Annotated in this window: 16 protein-coding genes; all 16 read left to right on the top strand. The window is 63.7% G+C overall.

Annotation, left to right across the window (positions count from 1 at the left end; genetic code table 11):
- Window positions 1–2 precede the first annotated feature (2 nt).
- The 16 genes from RAZWK3B_RS04640 (at window position 3) to RAZWK3B_RS04715 (ending at window position 17,007) form a co-directional block, all read left to right on the top strand.
- Complete coding sequence (locus RAZWK3B_RS04640; protein ID WP_007812698.1) at window positions 3–800, top strand: phosphodiesterase; 798 nt, start codon at window positions 3–5, stop codon at window positions 798–800.
- Window positions 801–845: 45 nt separating this feature from the next.
- Entirely contained in the window at window positions 846–2,498 is a 1,653-nt protein-coding gene (locus RAZWK3B_RS04645) for a Na/Pi cotransporter family protein (RefSeq protein WP_007812700.1), read from the top strand.
- Window positions 2,499–2,614: 116 nt separating this feature from the next.
- Window positions 2,615–3,103: a peptidase associated/transthyretin-like domain-containing protein gene (locus tag RAZWK3B_RS04650; protein WP_007812702.1), complete on the top strand. Its 489-nt coding sequence runs from the start codon at window positions 2,615–2,617 to the stop codon at window positions 3,101–3,103.
- Between the two features lie 2 nt (window positions 3,104–3,105).
- Window positions 3,106–3,732: a ferric reductase-like transmembrane domain-containing protein gene (locus RAZWK3B_RS04655; RefSeq protein ID WP_007812704.1), complete on the top strand. Its 627-nt coding sequence runs from the start codon at window positions 3,106–3,108 to the stop codon at window positions 3,730–3,732.
- Window positions 3,733–4,115: 383 nt separating this feature from the next.
- Window positions 4,116–4,949: an FAD binding domain-containing protein gene (locus RAZWK3B_RS04660; protein ID WP_007812706.1), complete on the top strand. Its 834-nt coding sequence runs from the start codon at window positions 4,116–4,118 to the stop codon at window positions 4,947–4,949.
- A 15-nt stretch (window positions 4,950–4,964) separates the two neighbouring features.
- On the top strand, window positions 4,965–7,739 hold the full coding sequence (locus tag RAZWK3B_RS04665; protein WP_007812708.1) for a molybdopterin-dependent oxidoreductase: 2,775 nt from the start codon (window positions 4,965–4,967) through the stop codon (window positions 7,737–7,739).
- A 7-nt stretch (window positions 7,740–7,746) separates the two neighbouring features.
- Window positions 7,747–9,270: a hypothetical protein gene (locus RAZWK3B_RS04670; RefSeq protein WP_007812710.1), complete on the top strand. Its 1,524-nt coding sequence runs from the start codon at window positions 7,747–7,749 to the stop codon at window positions 9,268–9,270.
- Entirely contained in the window at window positions 9,267–10,166 is a 900-nt protein-coding gene (locus tag RAZWK3B_RS04675) for a UPF0280 family protein (protein ID WP_007812712.1), read from the top strand. Before RAZWK3B_RS04670 ends, RAZWK3B_RS04675 begins: the two co-directional genes overlap by 4 nt.
- A complete protein-coding gene (locus RAZWK3B_RS04680; RefSeq protein WP_007812714.1) occupies window positions 10,159–10,743 on the top strand; it encodes an amino acid synthesis family protein in 585 nt (194 codons plus the stop codon). Before RAZWK3B_RS04675 ends, RAZWK3B_RS04680 begins: the two co-directional genes overlap by 8 nt.
- Before the next feature lie 78 nt (window positions 10,744–10,821).
- Complete coding sequence (locus tag RAZWK3B_RS04685) at window positions 10,822–11,799, top strand: TRAP transporter substrate-binding protein (protein WP_007812717.1); 978 nt, start codon at window positions 10,822–10,824, stop codon at window positions 11,797–11,799.
- A gap of 72 nt (window positions 11,800–11,871) precedes the next feature.
- Entirely contained in the window at window positions 11,872–12,480 is a 609-nt protein-coding gene (locus RAZWK3B_RS04690) for a TRAP transporter small permease (protein WP_007812719.1), read from the top strand.
- Window positions 12,477–13,736, top strand: a complete 1,260-nt coding sequence (locus tag RAZWK3B_RS04695) for a TRAP transporter large permease (protein ID WP_007812720.1) — start codon at window positions 12,477–12,479, stop codon at window positions 13,734–13,736. Before RAZWK3B_RS04690 ends, RAZWK3B_RS04695 begins: the two co-directional genes overlap by 4 nt.
- A 76-nt stretch (window positions 13,737–13,812) precedes the next feature.
- Window positions 13,813–14,982 carry an amidohydrolase family protein gene (locus RAZWK3B_RS04700; RefSeq protein WP_007812722.1) on the top strand — a complete coding sequence of 390 codons (1,170 nt, stop codon included), beginning with the start codon at window positions 13,813–13,815 and terminating at the stop codon, window positions 14,980–14,982.
- 12 nt (window positions 14,983–14,994) lie between these two features.
- Window positions 14,995–15,579, top strand: coding sequence for an amino acid synthesis family protein (locus RAZWK3B_RS04705; protein WP_007812724.1), 585 nt, complete (start codon window positions 14,995–14,997; stop codon window positions 15,577–15,579).
- Window positions 15,580–15,597: 18 nt separating this feature from the next.
- A complete protein-coding gene (locus RAZWK3B_RS04710; RefSeq protein ID WP_007812727.1) occupies window positions 15,598–16,071 on the top strand; it encodes a MarR family winged helix-turn-helix transcriptional regulator in 474 nt (157 codons plus the stop codon).
- Window positions 16,072–16,197: 126 nt separating this feature from the next.
- A complete protein-coding gene (locus RAZWK3B_RS04715) occupies window positions 16,198–17,007 on the top strand; it encodes a ferredoxin--NADP reductase (RefSeq protein ID WP_037295071.1) in 810 nt (269 codons plus the stop codon).
- The last annotated feature ends 262 nt before the right edge of the window (window positions 17,008–17,269 follow it).

The following is a 17,269-nucleotide window of genomic DNA, read 5'->3' on the forward strand; positions in this document are numbered from 1 at the left end:
CGATGGCGCGCCTCCTGCAAATATCGGACCTGCATATCGTGGCCCCCGGTGCTCTGGCGTCCGGGCGGCTTGACACACCGGGCCTGCTGCGCGGTGCGATCGACACGATCGCTGCTCGGCTCGACGCCATTGGCCCGATCGAAGCATTGCTGGTGACGGGTGACATCAGCGATGACGGCAGTGCCGAAAGCTATGATCTTGCGCGCTCCGAGCTGGACAGGCTGGGTCTGCCGCTGCTTGTCGTTCCCGGTAACCATGATTGCAGGGACACCTTGCGCAGTGCCTTTGGCGACTTGCCGACGATGCCGCCCACCGGCCTCATCGACTGGCATTTCGACATGGGTGGCACCACGGTCATCGGTCTCGATACGCTGGTCGAAGGGCAGGGCGGCGGACGACTGCGCCCCGAAAGCTTTTCGGTGCTGGCCAACGCGCTCGATGCATCAGGGAACCGTCCTGTTTTGGTGGCGCTGCATCATCCGCCCTTGCGCACAGGCATTCGCTTCATGGATGCGATCGGGCTGGAAAACTCCGATGAGCTTGCGGCGGTCCTTGAACGGCGCACCGCGCCGGTGCGGATCGTGGCCGGCCATGTGCATGGCGTCCATCACGGCGCGCTTGGTCCGCACACGGTCGTCACCGCGCCATCGACCTGCAGCGCCTTCGCGCTCGACCGCCGCGAGGACGCCCCCATCGGCTTCATGACGGGGCCCACAGGCTTTGCGGTGATCGACATCGGCCCTGACTGGGTCTGGACCGCAGTGCCGCTTGATCATGGTACCGGCCCGTTCAAGTTCTGAGACGACCCGAAAACAAGGCACACGAGGCCAGAACCCGGAGATATAATGGCGAGTACACCCGCCCTGTTCATCATCAACATGGCCGCCGCTGCGGCACTCTTGATATGGGCGGTGCGCCTTGTCCGAACCGGGTTCGAACGTGCCTTCGGCGGGCAATTGCGGCTCTGGCTGCGCCGATCCACCTCCAACCGCTTTGCCGCCGCGTTGTCAGGCGCGTCAACGGCCGTGCTGATGCAAAGTTCCACGGCTGTGGCGGTTCTCATGGCCGGCTTCGTGTCCACTGGGGCCATGGGAAGCGTCGCGGGCCTGTCGATCATGCTTGGCGCGGATCTTGGTTCATCGCTCGTGGCACTGATGCTCAATTCCCGGATCGCGATCGTGACACCGCTTCTGCTGCTGGCCGGGGTGATGATTTTCCTGCGTAGCTCGGCCCGCCGCATGCGTCAGATCGGCCGTATTCTGATCGGGCTGTCGCTGATCTTCCTGTCGCTCGACCTGATCCGTGATGCCAGCTTGCCGCTGACCGATCTCGCGGGCGCCGAGACCCTGGTGCTCTATCTTGCCAAAGATGTGACGGTCGCATTCCTTCTCGCGGCCATGTTCGCCTGGCTTGTGCATTCAAGCGTCGCGGCGGTGCTTCTTTTCGCCACTTTGGCCACGCAAGGGCTTTTGCCGCTCGAGGCGGCTCTGGCCATGGTGCTCGGCGCCAATCTGGGGGGATCGGTGGTTGCATTCGTGCTCACGCTGAAGGCCAACAGCGCAGTGCGAAGGGTGGTTTGGTGCAATCTGTTTCTGCGCGGTGGCGGTGCCGCTGCGGCTTTGGCCCTGCTGGTCAAGTTCGATGCAGCAACCGGACTGCAGGGCGCGGATGCGGGTCAACTTGCCTTGTACCTCCATGTGCTCTTCAATCTGGCGCTGCTCCTGATCAGCCTTCCGTTTGTCGGTCCGTTGATGCGGATCGCGACAACACTCGTGCGCGACCCTGCCCAAAACCCGTCGCCCGGCGAATGGCGTTCAGCCCTTGATATGTCGGTCTTGCATCAGCCGGTGCGGGCTTTCGGCTGCGCCCAACGCGAACTTGTCGAGATGGGCCACCGATGCGAGATCATGCTGCGTGACGCCCTGCGGCTCTTTGAGACCTATGATGAGACGACCGCAAAGGGATACCGTGCCGAATTTCAGAATGTCAGCCGCATCTCGCTTGATATCCGAACCTATCTGTCACGTGTCCGCAGCAAGGATGACGTCACCGGAAACCGTGCCTTCGATCTCTCGACGATCGCGGTCAATCTCGAGGCCGGCGCGGATGTCGTTGCGCGTAAGATGGTCGAACTTGCGCGGTCCAAGGACATCGAGGATCTGCAATTTTCCGCGGATGGATGGCGCGAACTGACCGATTTTCATGACGTGGTGCTGCGCAATGCGCAGCATGCGATTTCCGTGCTGATGTCCGAGGATGTCGGTCTGGCCCGAGAACTCGTCGAGCAGAAAGAACGGGTGCGCGATCTCGAGCAACGACTCCAGCGCGCCCATCTGCAACGGCTCCGCAAGGGCCTGACCGAGACCTTTGAGACCAGCGCCATTCACCTCGATCTGTTGCGCTCTCTGAAGATGCTCAACACCAGCTTTGCGATGGTCGCCTATCCCCTGCTCGAGGAACGCGGCGAACTTCTGGAAAGCCGTCTGGCGACATCGTGACCACCGGTTTTTGATCTCTTCACAACCTTGTGGGTGGCCGACAAGCCATGATGCCGAACCGCCGATTTGCACTATCATGCGGTGAATGAACCTGTTCAAACCAAAGAGGCTTACCCATGACCAAAGACAGGATTGGCCGCCGGACCCTCATGAAGACAGGGGCCGCGACACTGATGGCAACCGGCACAGGCCTGATGTCGCCCGTTTGGGCGCAGGGTCTTGCTCCAACGGACTCAATGCGCGGCGGATCGAACAATTACTTGCCCGGAGCGCCCATTGTCGAACGGATCGGTGGCGGGGGCTTCCTGATGTCAGGCACCGTGCGCCGTGCGGGTGATGGTGCGCCGCTCGAGGGCATTCGCATCCAGATCTGGGCGCATACCACCGAAGGGTTCGAGCGTGACCCCCACAGCCACGGCGCAACGCTGACCAACGCGGACGGTGAATTCCAACTCGAGATGCCGCAGATCGTGCCGGCATTCGGACAACCTCACGCGCATCTTGCCTATGACAGCGGCACGTTCGAGACGGTGTTTCTGCGCCCTGTCATGCCAAGCCCCCGCGATACCAGCCTCAGCGCGCATTTCGTGCTGAAACCTGCCTGATCGTGACTGTCCTCAGGGCGCTTCTGGTCTGGAGCCTGCTTGCCGGTGTGATGGTCGTGCCCGTGATCGTCGCGACGGGCAGCGAGTTCCTGCAATACCGAAGCGCCACTTATGTCGTGGCGGGGTTCGCCGGCGTCATCGCCTTGTCGATCCTGCTTTTGCAGCCATTGCTGGCCTCCGGGCTTCTTCCCGGTTTGCCGATGGCCGTCGGGCGCAGGGTGCATCGCTGGACCGGCGTGGCGCTGTTGTTCGCCATCGCCGTGCATGTCGTGGGCCTGTGGATCACAAGCCCTCCGGACATGATCGATGCGCTGACATTCACGGCGCCGACGGCGTTCTCGGTGTTCGGCGTGATCGCGATGTGGGCCTTGATCGCGGCCGCGCTCTTGGCCGGGTTTCGCAAGAAACTGCGCCTGCGCCCACAGCTATGGCGCCTTGCCCATGTCACATGGGCTTTGGTTGTGGTCGTCGGCAGCGTGGCCCATGCGATCCTGATCGAGGGCACGATGGGCACCGTTTCCAAGATCCTGATATGCACGGTGTTGATCGCCGCCATGGCGCTGACAGTGCATCGGCTGCAGCCCTGGATAGGGGCGTGGCGCAGGGGGGCGGCCAATCTGCGGCGATGACCTTATAATCATGCTCTTCCGCGATCCGTGTTTGTGAACCTCCGCGCCATGCGCGGATCATGGGAGCACGAAATCAGCAACCTTGAATAACTTGTCAAACATGTATGCAGACAAACAAGATAAATAATCATCAGTCGCTTGGGTCGTCCCGTATTCCCTCTCTTTTTCGGTCAAAATCACTTTCAAAAAGGGCCATATCCACTGCTCAAAACATCATCAGATCAAAAGTCGATGCATATATTGTTGGTATGGGATCGAAAAATATCTTGTCGGAATCCTGAGGCTCTGTAAGATTTAAGCAAGGCTGAGGCGGCAGGCGCGCCCCGAAACGCGCCGAATCCTGCCCGGGCCAGAATGGGACGGCCAGAATGGGAGAAGTATCCTTGACGCAGTATCTTCGTCCGCAAACGCTGCCCGAGGCGCTGGCCGCCCTGCAGGCAAATCCCGAGCTGAGGATCGTTGCGGGCGGGACCGATATCTACCCTTCCCTGGCTGAAGACGTTCAGCATGCCAACCTGCTGGATATCACCGGACTGTCTGCGCTACGCGATATCACCCGCCCCCAAGGCGGTCTGCGCATCGGCGCATTGGCCACCTGGTCGGATCTGCAGGCGGCGGATCTGGGCCCGGCCTTTTTGGCTTTGCAAGAAGCCGGGCGCGAAGTCGGCTCGCCGCAGATCCAGAATGCCGCGACGGTGGTCGGCAATCTGTGCAATGCCTCGCCTGCTGCGGATGGCACCGTGGCGCTGATGGCTCTGGGGGCCGAGGTCGAAATCGCAGGTCCCGAAGGTCAAAGGCGCCTGCCGCTGGAGGCTTTCGTGACCGGAGTGCGCCGTGTGGACCTCAACAAGGGCGAGATCGTCACGGCCTTGCATCTGCCCGCATTGCCCGGGCGCTCCGCTTTCGTGAAGCTCGGCGCGCGCAAATACCTCGTCATCTCGATCGCAATGGTCGCCGCCCATGTGCAGCTCGACGCGTCCAGCCGTATCGCGCGCGCGGCGATCGCGGTCGGCTCCTGTGCGCCGGTGGCGCAGCGGCTGCGGGCGCTCGAAGCGGCACTGGTGGGCGCGCGAACCAAGGATTTGACAAGCGCGGTGCGCCCCGAATTGATCGAAGGCCTGACCCCGATCACCGATGTGCGGGGTGAGGCAGCCTATCGTGAAGCGGTTGTGCCGGTGCTTGTGCGCAGGGCGCTTGCGCGCTGCATGGACAACTGAGACAGGAGAGCGCCGATGAACAGGATCGCCCCCGCGACGCCCGCCGCTGACACGGACAATCGCATCACCCTGTCCCTGACCCTCAACGGCGCGCCGCGCGAGGGCGTCGTTGCCCCCGCGGCACGGCTGAGTGCGGCCTTGCGCGATGCCTTTGACTGCGAAGAGATCAAGGTGGGGTGCGATGCGGGCGATTGCGGCGCCTGCACGGTGCTGTTGGATGGTGCGCCGATCTGTGCCTGCCTCATGCCCGCCGCCCGCGCCGAGGGTCGCGTGGTCGAGACGGTCAAGGCGCTCGCCCCGTCCAGCGGTGTGCCGGGCAAGCTGCAGCGCGCGTTTCAGCGCCACGGCGCGGCGCAATGCGGCATCTGCACGCCGGGGATGCTTATGGCGGCCGAAGGCTTGCTGCGTCGTGTGCCGCACCCAACCCGGCCAGAGGTCGAAGAGGCGCTGTCGGGCGTCCTGTGTCGCTGCACCGGTTACAGCAAGATCGTTTCCGCCGTCATGGATTGCGGCGGCGCGGATGTCACCCCGCCCGATGGGGCCGTGGGCGCGCGGATCGAGCGGCTCGATGGATTGCCCAAGGTTCTTGGGACCGATCTTTTCGGGGCGGATGGCTGGCCCGAGGGAACGCTCGCGGTGCGTCTGGTGCGCAGCCCGCATCACCATGCGGGCTTCGCCTTCGGCGATATCGCGGCCTGGGCTTCGGCCCACCCGGACCTGCGCGCAGTCCTGACCGCCGCGGATATTCCCGGTCGCAACTGCCATGGCGTCATTCCGCCCTTCGCCGATCAGCCCGTCTTCGCCGAGGATGTCGCGCGCTTCAAGGGAGAGCCGGTCGCCGCCATCATCGGCCCGCGCGATGTGGTCGAGCGTCTCGATCTGTGTCACTTCCCCGTCACATGGGAGGAACAGCCTGCCGTGCTCGATATTCCCTCGGCCCGCGCCGAAGGGGCGCCGTTGCTGCATGAGGGGCGGCCCGGCAACCTGCTGACCGAAGGCTTCGTGCGGCGTGGTGCGCCCGAAGACGCCCTCCAGCAAGCGGCGGCGGTGGTCGAGGCCACATTTACCACCGGTTTCATCGAACACGCCTATATCGAACCCGAAGCCGGCTATGCCCGCCGCGTCGGAGACCGGATCGAGGTTTGGGCCTGCACGCAGGCGCCCCATATGGACCTCGAGGATCTGGCGCTCATCATGGACCTGCCGCGCGAGGCGATCCGCATCCTGCCTTCTTCGGTCGGCGGGGGCTTCGGGGCCAAGCTGGATCTTTCGCTTCAGCCCTATCTCGCGCTGGCGGCCTGGGTCACGGGCGCACCTTGCGGCATGGTCTATAGCCGCCGGGAGTCGATGATGACGACCACCAAAAGGCACCCGTCGCAGATCACCGCGCGCATCGGCGCCGATGCCGAAGGCCGGTTGCTGGGCATGACGGTTGCGGCAAGTTTCAACACGGGCGCCTATGCGTCCTGGGGGCCGACCGTGGCCAACCGGGTGCCGGTGCATGCCTCCGGCCCCTATTTTCTGCCCGCCTACGAGGCGCGCGCCGCGGCCATTCATAGCCATTGCGCGCCAGCGGGTGCCTTCCGGGGCTTCGGCGTCCCGCAAGGCTCCATCGCGCAAGAGGCGCTTTTTGATGAACTTGCCGATGCACTGGGTCATGACCGGCTCGAATTCCGCATCCGGAACGCCTTGGAGACGGGTCAGCCCACGGTGACCGGACAGGTCTTTTCCCAAGGTGTCGGGATCCGCGCCTGTCTTGAAGCTCTGCGCCCTGCATGGGCCGAAAGGCGCGCGGCGGCGGCTGCGTTCAATGCGGCGCAAAGTGCCGAAGGCGGCGCGCTGCGGCGCGGTGTCGGTGTCGCGGGCATGTGGTATGGCTGCGGCAACACCTCGCTGCCCAATCCGTCCACGATCCGCGTGGGCATCAAGGCCGACGGCACACTGGTTCTGCATCAGGGCGCGATGGATATCGGGCAGGGGGCCAACACGGTCATCACCCAGATCTGTGCCGAGGCGCTTGGCCTGCCGGTCTCGGCCTTCACGCTGGTGGGCGCCGATACCGATCTGACGCCCGATGCGGGCAAGACATCCGCTTCGCGGCAGACTTTCGTTTCGGGGGCGGCATCGCTCAGGGCCGGGGCGGCGCTCAGGGCGCAGCTCCTGCGCAGGCTCAATGCGGGCGATGATGCGCAGTTGCAGCTTGCCGGCAGCGTGATTTCCGCCGGATCTGCGGCTTTCGATCTGGCGACGCTGGCGGGTCAGGAAAACGCCTTCGGTTATGTGCTGATGGCCGAGGAAACCTTTGATCCGCCCACCTCGCCGCTTGATGAGAACGGACAGGGCGAACCCTATGCCGCCTATGGCTGGGGCGCGCATCTTGCGGAAATCGACGTCGATATCGAACTGGGCACCATCCGCGTCCGCGATCTGGTCTGCGCGCATGACGTGGGCCGCGCGATCAACCCGACGCTTCTCGAAGGCCAGATCGAGGGCGGATCGGCCCAGGGGATCGGCCTTGCCCTGATGGAAGAGTTCATTCCCGGGCGCACCGAGAACCTGCATGATTACCTGATCCCGACCGTGGGCGATGTGCCCCGGGTGGACTCGATCCTGATCGAAGACCCGGACGCGCATGGCCCGTTCGGTGCCAAGGGGATCGGCGAGCAGGTGCTGATTCCCACCGCGCCCGCGATCCTGAACGCATTGCGTGATGCGACCGGCGCCGTGGTCCGCGATATGCCGGCGACACCTGACAAGGTGCTGCGTGCCCTGCAGTCCGCCAGAAGATGAGCGCAGCATGAGTGACACCCCCGCACCCCCGCCCGTCTCGGGCCGTCCGCGCCGCGAGAAGCCCGAAAAGATCCGCTGCGATGCCTGTCCTGTCCTGTGCTACATCGCCGAAGGGCGGGCCGGCGCCTGTGATCGCTACGCCAATGTCGATGGGATTCTGACCCGCGTCGATCCTCTGGTGATCCTGGATCGCATGGCCTCTGATGGCGGCGAACTGGTCAGCTTTCTTGATAACGGCCGCGACTGGGGTGGCGAGATCGTCAACACCTCGGACCGTTTCGTGACCGCCGTGGGCGCAGGCACCACCTATCCCGATTACAAGCCCGCGCCCTTCATCGTCTCGAGCCAGATGGATGGCATCGACATGGTGACCGTGGTCACCGAAGGCATTTTTTCCTATTGCGGCGTCAAGCTCAAGATCGACACCGACCGCCATCTTGGCCCCGAAACCGCCTCGGTGCGCTATAACGGCGAAGTGGTAGGCCATGTCAGCACGGCGGAATACGGCAGCCAGATGATGAGCCTCGGGGGGGTGCATCATCTCACCGGCGGCAGCAAGAAAGAGGGCCGCGCCACCTGCGAGGCGTTGCTCCACCTGTGCAACCGTCAGGCGGTGGAACTGACCGTGGATGACGGTGTCAGCCTCGTGGTCGAGGCCGGCAAGCCGCCCGTGATCGACGGCGAGCGCGAAGAGCGGATGCGTGTCGGGTGCGGATCGGCGGCCATCGGGATGTTTGCCCAGCAATGGTTCCGGCATCTCGACGAGGTGGTTGTCGTGGACGACCACATCACCGGGGTTCTCTCCGAGCACCAGGCCGGCAAGCTTCTGGACGTGCCGCCCACGGGTATTCGCATCAAGGGCCACAAAAGCACCCCGGGCCGCTATTTCCGCGTGGCCGAGCCGGGGCAGGGCTGGGGCGGCACCGACATTGTCGACCCCCTGTCGATCATCGACCGTTTCGACGCCAAGACCGCATGGCCGGGACTGCGGATGCTGATGGTCTCGACCACCGGCGATCACGCCGCCTATTACGAGCTCGACGCCGATCTGCGGCCCGTTCCCAGCCCGATGCCCGATCCTGTCGCAGCCTCGGTGGCCCGTGTGCAGGAAAATTGCGAACCCGCCCTCTGTTCGGTGGTGTTCATCGGTGGCGCGGGCGGATCTCTCCGGGCCGGGGTCACGGAAAACCCTGTCAAGCTGACCCGCTCGGTGCGCGAGACCCTGACCCATGTCACCTCCGGCGGCGCCGAGGTCTATATCTGGCCGGGTGGTGGGATCACCTATATGGTCGATGTGATGCAAATGCCGGAAAATTCCTTCGGCTACGTGCCCACCCCCGCACTTGTCGCTCCGATCGAATTCACCCTGCGCCTGTCTGACTACGCGGCCCTTGGCGGCCATATGGAGTCGGTCCGTGCGCTGGATGACGTGACCGGGGTGGCGCAGGGTGGGCTTCGCCATCTTGGCCGCGCAAGCGATCCCGCACGCTGGCCGGTGCTGCCTCACCGCTTCGGCTGGACCGCCGAATGACCGGCACAGGCCCTGTCCACCGGCACTTTGCCGACGGGCGGCTGCATCTGCAGCACGGGCCGATCGACATGATCGTGGACGCAGACGGCCCAGCCCTCTCGGTCCAGACTGCCTATGGTCAGGCCATCACCCGCTTCGACAGCCTCCTGTCCGAGCTTGTGTCCGAACTGCCGCTTTTACGCCAACCCGTCAGACCCTTGCCAGAGTGCCCTTTGCAAGGCCGGGTGGCGCGCGCCATGGCCCGTGCCGCGCGCGCGCATCTGCCCGCTTTCGTCACGCCAATGGCGGCTGTGGCCGGGGCCGGGGCTTCGGCCATACTTGCGGCGATGACCGACGTTCCGGGACTTGGGCGCGCCTATGTCAATAATGGGGGCGATATCGCACTCTTTCTGGCGCAAGGGGCAGCTCCTTACAGGCTTGGCATCGTGGTCGATCCCGCAGCACCTGAGTCACCGGGGCGGCTCATGATCGGGCCTCAAACCCCTTGGCGCGGGGTGGCCACCAGTGGCGCGCGGGGGCGCAGCCATTCGATGGGCATCGCCGACAGTGTCACCGTGCTCGCCCGTGATGCCGAATCCGCCGATGTGGCGGCAACGCTCATCGCCAATGCCGTTGACCTGCCCGGCGACCCGGCGGTGACCCGCGCTCCGGCGCATGCTCTGTCGCCCGACAGCGATCTGGGGGCGCGCCTTGTGACGCAGCATGTCGCCCCGCTCTCGCCTGACCGGATTTCGGCAGCCCTCGACGCGGGCGAGACGGCGGCCCGCTCGATGCTGGCGCGCGGCCTGATCGGCGGCGCGCTCATCGTTCTTCAGGGCACCGTGCGTATTGTCGGCGATCTGCCGCTATCCGCGACTATTTCACAGCCCAACAGGGAGGCGCTTGCACATGCCTGATCTCACCTTGCGCAAACAGGCGCTCCTGACCGAAGAGATCTTTCACGAATTCGGCCCTCCCGCGGATGTGCCTCTGCGCCGGGTCGCCATGGTGTCGGTCATCGAAAACCCCTTCGCCGGCCGCTACGAGCCCGACATCGCGCCCTTCATGGACACGCTCAAACCCTTGGGCGAGGCGATGGCCCGCCGGATGCTCGACGCCCTTGGGGGCGATCCCGCGCAGGTGCAGGGCTATGGCAAGGGCGCCATCGTCGGTGCTGCGGGCGAGCTGGAGCATGGCGCGCTGTGGCATGTGCCGGGGGGATGGGCGATGCGCGAAGTTCTGGGCGACGCCATGGCGATCGTGCCCTCCACCAAGAAGGTGGGCGGGCCGGGCACCCGGCTTGATGTGCCGATCACCCATGTGAACGCCTCTTATGTGCGCAGTCATTTCGACGCGATGGAAGTCGGGCTCACAGATGCACCTCGTGCTGCCGAACTGGCCTTGATACTGGTCATGACGACCGGGCCTCGCATCCACGCGCGTGTCGGAGGCCTTGCCGCCGCCGACATAGAGGGAAAGGATGGATTGCGATAGAATGCTGGCGCGGACCGCGCCGCCATACCGACCCGGGGAAAACCGGGCTTGAACAAGTAACCGATAGGGAGACCGAGAATGTTTTTGAAGCCGATGATGGCAACAGTTGTGGCGCTTGGGCTGGCCTTGCCGGCCATGGCACAAGAGCGTGAATTCCGCCTGGGGCTGATTACGCCCCCGGTGCATGTCTGGAACAAAGAGGTGGACGCGATGTCCGAAACGCTCAAGGAGCGGTCGGATGGGCGTTTTTCGATCACCGCCTTCCCCTCGGGCCAGCTGGGTAACGAATCCGCCATGTTGCAGCAATTGCAGACCGGGGCGCTCGACATGGCGTGGCTTACCACCGCCGAGCTGACCTTCCGCGTGCCGGACATGGCCGCGCTGCACGCCCCCTTCCTCGTGGACAATATCGAAGATGCCGCGCGTGTCCTGCGCTCGGACGAGGCGCGCGAGATCCTCGACACGCTGCCAGCCGCTACCGGCACGGTCGGCGTCTGTTATGCGATGATCGGGATGCGTCAGATGGTTCTGCGCGAGAACATCGACTCCGCCGCCGATCTTGCCGGCAAGCGGATCCGGATCACGCCCGCCCCGGCGATCAGCACCTTCTTCGAGATGTTCGGCGCCGCACCCGCGCCGATGCCGCTTCCGGCGATCTACGACTCGCTCGCCAATGGTCAGATCGACGGGCTGGACATGGATTACGAATCCATCATCAACTTCCGCTACTACGAACATGCGCCGCATATCCTCGAGACCAACCACCATATGTTCGGCATGGTGGCCCTGATTTCGGCGCCGGTCTGGGCAACGCTCTCCGAAGAGGATCGTGCCCTCATCAGCGAGGTGACGCAGATGCATTGCGACCGCACCATCGACCGTTTCGTGACGGAAGAAGATAAAAAGCTCGCCAGCCTGCGGGAAGTGGCGGGCATCCAGATCACCGAGGATGTGGGTCAGGACTTCTTTGGCGATATCGTCGAACGTTGGGATGCCGAATGGGGGGCCAAGACCTCTTATGTCGCCCGCCTGCGCGAGCTGGTCGCCTCGTTCTGATCTGGTAAACCCGGGTGGTGCGGCCTTCTCGCCGCGCCACCTTACAGGCCCCGAGACCCAAGGAAGAACCGCATGCCGCTGATACGCCTGTTGCGCGCCCTGTCCGATGGCATTGTCCGGATCGAGCGCATTCTGTTGATGCTGCTTGTCTTTGCGGTCGTCTCTCTTGTTCTCTTGAACGTGGGGTTTCGCCTCTTCGAGATCACTCTGGCATGGGCGGATGAGCTGGCCGTGCTGGCGATGGCATGGTCCGGCTTCGTGGGGGCCTCGTTGATGCTGCGGGCCCGCATCGATCCGGCCGTCCGCCTGCTGCATGAGGCGGTTGGTCCGCTCGGCGTGCGCGCGCTTCGGGTGTCCGTCTCGGTGCTGGCCTCCGTCTTCGGCATTATCCTTATCTGGCTCAACTGGATTTGGTTCAATCCGCCCGGACTTATTGCCGCCGGTTTCGACATCTCGACATTCGAAGCCACGACTTTCAACTTCATCTATTCCGGCAAGACACCCGTGCTGGTCTGGCCGGTGTTCTGGTTCTATCTCGTGATGCCGTGGTTCGCCCTGACGCTGAGTGTTCACGCGCTCACCAATCTGGCCGAGGATCTGGGCCTGATCCCGCAACGCAACCTCGCCCGTGAACTCGATCCGTCCGAGGACGATGTTCCCCTCCCGGAGACGTCCCGATGACGCTGGCCGCTTTCCTGCTGCTTCTGGTGATCGGCTTGCCGATCGGATTGATCCTGTGCGTGGCGGCACTGGTCTTCATCTACGACACGAACAACCTCATTCTCCTGCAAAGCTACCCGCTCAAACTGTTCACGTCGCTCGACAATTTCAGCCTGCTGGCCATCCCGCTCTTCATTCTGGTGGGCGAGCTGATGAACGGGGCGGGCATCACGCAGCGGCTGGTCCAACTGGCGGCGGCCTTTGTCGGGGCGCTCAAGGGCGGGCTGGCCTATATCAATCTTCTGGCCAACATGATGGTGGCGTCGATCCTTGGGTCCGCCACGGCACAGATCGCGATGATGAGCCAGGTCATGGTCCCCGAGATGCAGCGCGCAGGCTATGATCGCGCCTTCGCCGCCGGCCTCACGGCCTATGGCGGGCTTCTGGGGCCGATCATCCCGCCCTCGATCGTCTTCGTGGTCTATGCGGTGCTGGCGCAGGTGGCCGTGCGTGACATGCTAGTAGCGGGCATCCTGCCGGGCCTGATGCTCACCGGCCTCTTTATTCTGGTCGTGGCCCTTCTGGGCCGCAAGCACGCCTATCCGGTCGGCACGCGACAGACATGGCCCGCGCGCTTCGCCGCGCTGCGCAATGCCGTGCCGATGCTGGCCATTCCTCTGGTAATCATCGGCACCATCCTGGGCGGCTTCGGCTCTCCGACCGAGGCTGCGGCGGTGGGCGCTGTGCTCGCCGTGCTGATCGGCCTCTTTTATACCCGCTCGCTCCGGCTGCGTGATTTCCCCCTTATCCTTATCCGTACCGGGATCAACAGCGCGCTGGTGCTGTTTCTCGTGGCGGCGGCGGGGGTGTTCTCCTGGGTGCTGATCTTCGGGCAGGTGCCGCAGACCGCCGCGGCCTGGATTCAATCCGTTGCCACAACGCCCATGGCCTTCATGCTGCTGGTGCTTGTGGCGCTGCTGGTGGTGGGCACAGTGATCGACGGCATTCCGGGGCTCATCATGGTGGTGCCGATCCTGCTGCCGATCGCAACGGATGTCTACGGCATCCACCCTTTGCATTTCGGGGTCGTCGTTTCGATCAACCTGATCCTCGGGTTGCTGTCGCCACCTGTGGGCATCGGCCTTTACGTGGCAGCCCAAGTCAGCAATGTCAGCCCGCTTCGGGTGTTCTGGGTGACCGCGCCCTTCTTTGTGGCGGCCTGCCTTGCACTGTTGGTTCTCGCACTGGTCCCATGGTTCAGCCTTGCCCTGCTCTAGCCGTGCCTCCCAACGGGCTTGTCAGCTCAAACGGTGCGCAGTATCGTTTCCACACAAACAAGATTGGGGATTTTGAATGGCTGTTGAAATCAAGGATACACCGGCCACGGGCCGCTGCCTGATCCGCAATATCGGCCGCTTGCTCACTGGCGATCTGAACGCCCCTCTGGCCGACAGCGACTGCCTTCTGATCGAGGATGGTGTGATCGCGGGCTTCACCGCCGAACCCGCCGATCACGAAATCGACGCCGCCGGGTGCGCCGTGGCTCCGGGGTTGATCGACGGCCATTGCCACCCGGTCTTCGGCGACTGGACCCCTCGCCAGAACCAGACCGGCTGGATCGAGATGAACGTGAACGGCGGCGTCACCACCTTCATTTCTGCGGGCGAAGTGCACCTGCCGGGCCGCCCAAAGGATGCCGAAGGCGTCAAGGCGCTGGCGATGGTCGCACAGCGCTGCTTTACCAATTTCCGCGCCGTGGGTGCCAAGGTCATCGCGGGCGCCCCGGTGCCTGAACTGGACTTTGACCGCGACTTCTATGTCGCCCTGAAAGATGCCGGTATCCGCCATATCGGCGAGATCGGCCTTGGCACCGTCGCCAAGGGGCCGGACGCCGCCCGTGTCACCGCATGGTGCCGCGAGTTGGGCATCGAGACGATCATGCACACGGGCGGGCCGTCGATTGCCGGCTCGCATCTCGTTGGCGCGGCTGATGTGCTCGAGGCGCAGCCCGATATCGTGAGCCACATCAATGGCGGCCCCACCTCAATCCCGCATGACGATATCCGCGAGCTGTGCCGCCATGCCACCGGCGCGCTCGAGGCGGTGCACAATGGCAACGAGAAATCCGCCATCGTCGCGCTCGAAGGGGCGATGGCGAATGACCGGCTGGCCGATTTCCTGATCGGCACCGATGCGCCTGCCGGATCGGGTGTCCAGCCCAACGGCATGTTGCGCATGGCAACCCTTCTGGCCAGCTTCGGGGGCCTGCCGGCCGAGCTTGCGTGGTGCTGCGGCACAGGCAACGTGGCCCATCGGCGCGGACTGAGCCAGGGCATCCTCGCGCCCGGCCGCCCGGCCGATCTGGTCTTCATGGACCGGCCCGGCGGCTCGCCGGGTGACGACGTTCTGGGTGCCATGGCCATGGGCAACATCCCCGGCATCGCCGCTGTCATGATCGACGGCAAGATGCGCACCGGGCGTTCGCGCTCGACCCCGCCTTCGGCCCGCGTGCCGGTCATCTGAAGGAGCACGAAAATGCAGGCGAAAATCCGCAAGATTGCCGTCTTTCTCGACGAAACCCACATTGAAATGGGCCAGACCATCGCGCCGCCGACGCGCCGCGCTGCCGCGGTAGCGGTCATCGAAAACCCCTTTGCGGGCCGCTTCGAGGCGGATCTCGAGCCGCTGATGGATATCGGCGCCGAGCTTGGTGATCTTCTGGGCCGGCGCTGCGTCGAGGCTTTGGGGATCACGCCAGCCGAGGCCGAAAGCTATGGCAAGGCCGCGATGGTCGGCGAAAATGGCGAGTTGGAACATGCCGCCGCGATCCTGCATCCAAAGCTGGGCGCGCCCCTTCGGACTGCGGTCGAAAAGGGGGCAGCGCTTGTGCCGTCATCGAAAAAGATGGGGGGTCCTGGCCAACCGCTTGACGTGCCGCTTGGCCACAAGGACGCGGCCTATGTGCGCAGCCATTTCGATGGGATCGAAGTGCGTTTGAACGATGCGCCCCGTGCAGGCGAGATCATGGTCGCCGTCGCTGTCACCGATAGCGGGCGTCCCTTGCCCCGGGTCGGCGGGTTGACAGCTGCCGAGGCGATCGGCAAAGACGGGCTGCGCTGACCTGAAAGGACCCGCATTTTGACCCGGAGCGAGCCTTCAAACGAGGTCCATGACGACGACGCAACCACGAAACGTGTGCGCCGTCGCTATGTGCTGGACACGCAGGCGGGGTTTCTTTTGCGCAAGGCGCAACAGCGGCACCTCAGCATCTTCACCGCACATATGGGCGAAGGGCTCACCGCTCAGCAATTCGCCGCACTGGTCAAGCTGGCCGAGGTCGAGCCATCGTCGCAAAACTCTCTCGGGCGGCAGACGGCCATGGACAACTCGACCATCAACGGTGTCGTGCGTCGTCTGACGCAGCGCGGCCTGATCGAAAAGTTCCCCTCCGAAGAAGATCACCGTCTTCATATGCTGCGCCTCACCCCCGAAGGCTGGCGCGTGCATGACCGTGTTCTGCCCTTGGCCACCGAGATCACCCGCCTGACCCTCGCCCCCCTGACACGCAGCGAACAGACGACCCTCCAAAGGCTTCTGCGCAAGATCGGCTGAATTTTTCGGCATCTGCGACCACGCCTGAGCGAGCGGATGCAAAAGCCCTTTGCCCGTCGAAAATTTGTTCGCATACAAACAAAAAAATTGCTACCTTTTGTGGACCGAATTTCAAAGGACGCCCCGATGACAGTGCACTCCGCAACCGCCCCCATGCCGCCTGTTCCCGCCAATTGCTTTGCCGAAACCGTGACCGAGGTCGAACACTACACCGATCGTCTGTTTCGCTTTCGCATGACGCGCCCGGCCAGCTTTCGGTTTCGTTCGGGCGAATTCGTGATGATCGGTCTGCCGAATGCCGAACGCCCGGTCTTTCGCGCCTATTCCATCGCGTCGCCCGCCTGGGATGACAGCCTGGAATTCTATTCGATCAAGGTGCCGGACGGTCCACTGACCGAACATCTGCAACGGATCACACCGGGGGATACCGTCCTGATGCGCAAGAAACCCACAGGCACGCTCGTTCTTGATGCGCTTTTGCCCGGGCGCAGGCTCTATATGCTCTCGACCGGCACCGGCATCGCACCGTTCGCCAGCCTCGTCCGCGATCCGGAAACCTATGAGAAATTCGAAACGGTCGTTCTGATGCATGGCTGTCGCCAGCAGGCCGAGCTGACCTATGGTGAACAGCTGGTGGCCGCCACGCAAGACGATCCTCTCGTGGGCGAACTGGCCGCCGATCGGTTGCGGCACTACACTTGCGTCACCCGCGAAGACCATCCCCGCCGTCTCCGGGTGACCGATGCGATCACATCGGGCCGTGTGTTCGACGACCTGGACTTGCCCGCGCTCGATCCGGCGACAGACCGGGTGATGATCTGCGGCTCGATGGAGATGCTGCGCGACAGCAAATCCCTGTGCGAGGCGGCCGGTCTGGAAGAAGGTTCCAACAGCGTGCCCGGAACCTATGTGGTCGAGCGTGCTTTCGTGGATTGATTGGAACAACCTGGCGACAATTTTGTACAAATCTTACACAATTTTGGCGAGTATCTGGCGGCGCCTTGGTCAGGGTCTGATGCCGAAAACCCGGGAAATCGCCCCGGAAACCGTGCGTCCTTGATATGGAAATAATCCGGATCCGCCCCTTGCATCACCGTTAAATTCTGCCCCTAAAGATTTGAAAAAAATGTAAAAAATGAATTTTAGCCAATTTTTCCACGCAACCTAAAGCAGTACCTCGCATCCCGCCGATCTCGCT

The sequence above is a fragment of the Roseobacter sp. AzwK-3b genome (genome assembly GCF_000170875.1).
GTDB lineage: Bacteria > Pseudomonadota > Alphaproteobacteria > Rhodobacterales > Rhodobacteraceae > Roseovarius > Roseovarius litoreus.

Coding starts and splice junctions, on each gene's coding strand:
- RAZWK3B_RS04685 (WP_007812717.1), top strand. CDS start 10,822: ATGTTTTTGAAGCCGATGATGGCAACAGTTGTGGCGCTTGGGCTGGCC.
- RAZWK3B_RS04690 (WP_007812719.1), top strand. CDS start 11,872: ATGCCGCTGATACGCCTGTTGCGCGCCCTGTCCGATGGCATTGTCCGG.
- RAZWK3B_RS04695 (WP_007812720.1), top strand. CDS start 12,477: ATGACGCTGGCCGCTTTCCTGCTGCTTCTGGTGATCGGCTTGCCGATC.
- RAZWK3B_RS04640 (WP_007812698.1), top strand. CDS start 3: ATGGCGCGCCTCCTGCAAATATCGGACCTGCATATCGTGGCCCCCGGT.
- RAZWK3B_RS04650 (WP_007812702.1), top strand. CDS start 2,615: ATGACCAAAGACAGGATTGGCCGCCGGACCCTCATGAAGACAGGGGCC.
- RAZWK3B_RS04715 (WP_037295071.1), top strand. CDS start 16,198: ATGACAGTGCACTCCGCAACCGCCCCCATGCCGCCTGTTCCCGCCAAT.
- RAZWK3B_RS04675 (WP_007812712.1), top strand. CDS start 9,267: ATGACCGGCACAGGCCCTGTCCACCGGCACTTTGCCGACGGGCGGCTG.
- RAZWK3B_RS04670 (WP_007812710.1), top strand. CDS start 7,747: ATGAGTGACACCCCCGCACCCCCGCCCGTCTCGGGCCGTCCGCGCCGC.
- RAZWK3B_RS04680 (WP_007812714.1), top strand. CDS start 10,159: ATGCCTGATCTCACCTTGCGCAAACAGGCGCTCCTGACCGAAGAGATC.
- RAZWK3B_RS04705 (WP_007812724.1), top strand. CDS start 14,995: ATGCAGGCGAAAATCCGCAAGATTGCCGTCTTTCTCGACGAAACCCAC.
- RAZWK3B_RS04645 (WP_007812700.1), top strand. CDS start 846: ATGGCGAGTACACCCGCCCTGTTCATCATCAACATGGCCGCCGCTGCG.
- RAZWK3B_RS04665 (WP_007812708.1), top strand. CDS start 4,965: ATGAACAGGATCGCCCCCGCGACGCCCGCCGCTGACACGGACAATCGC.
- RAZWK3B_RS04700 (WP_007812722.1), top strand. CDS start 13,813: ATGGCTGTTGAAATCAAGGATACACCGGCCACGGGCCGCTGCCTGATC.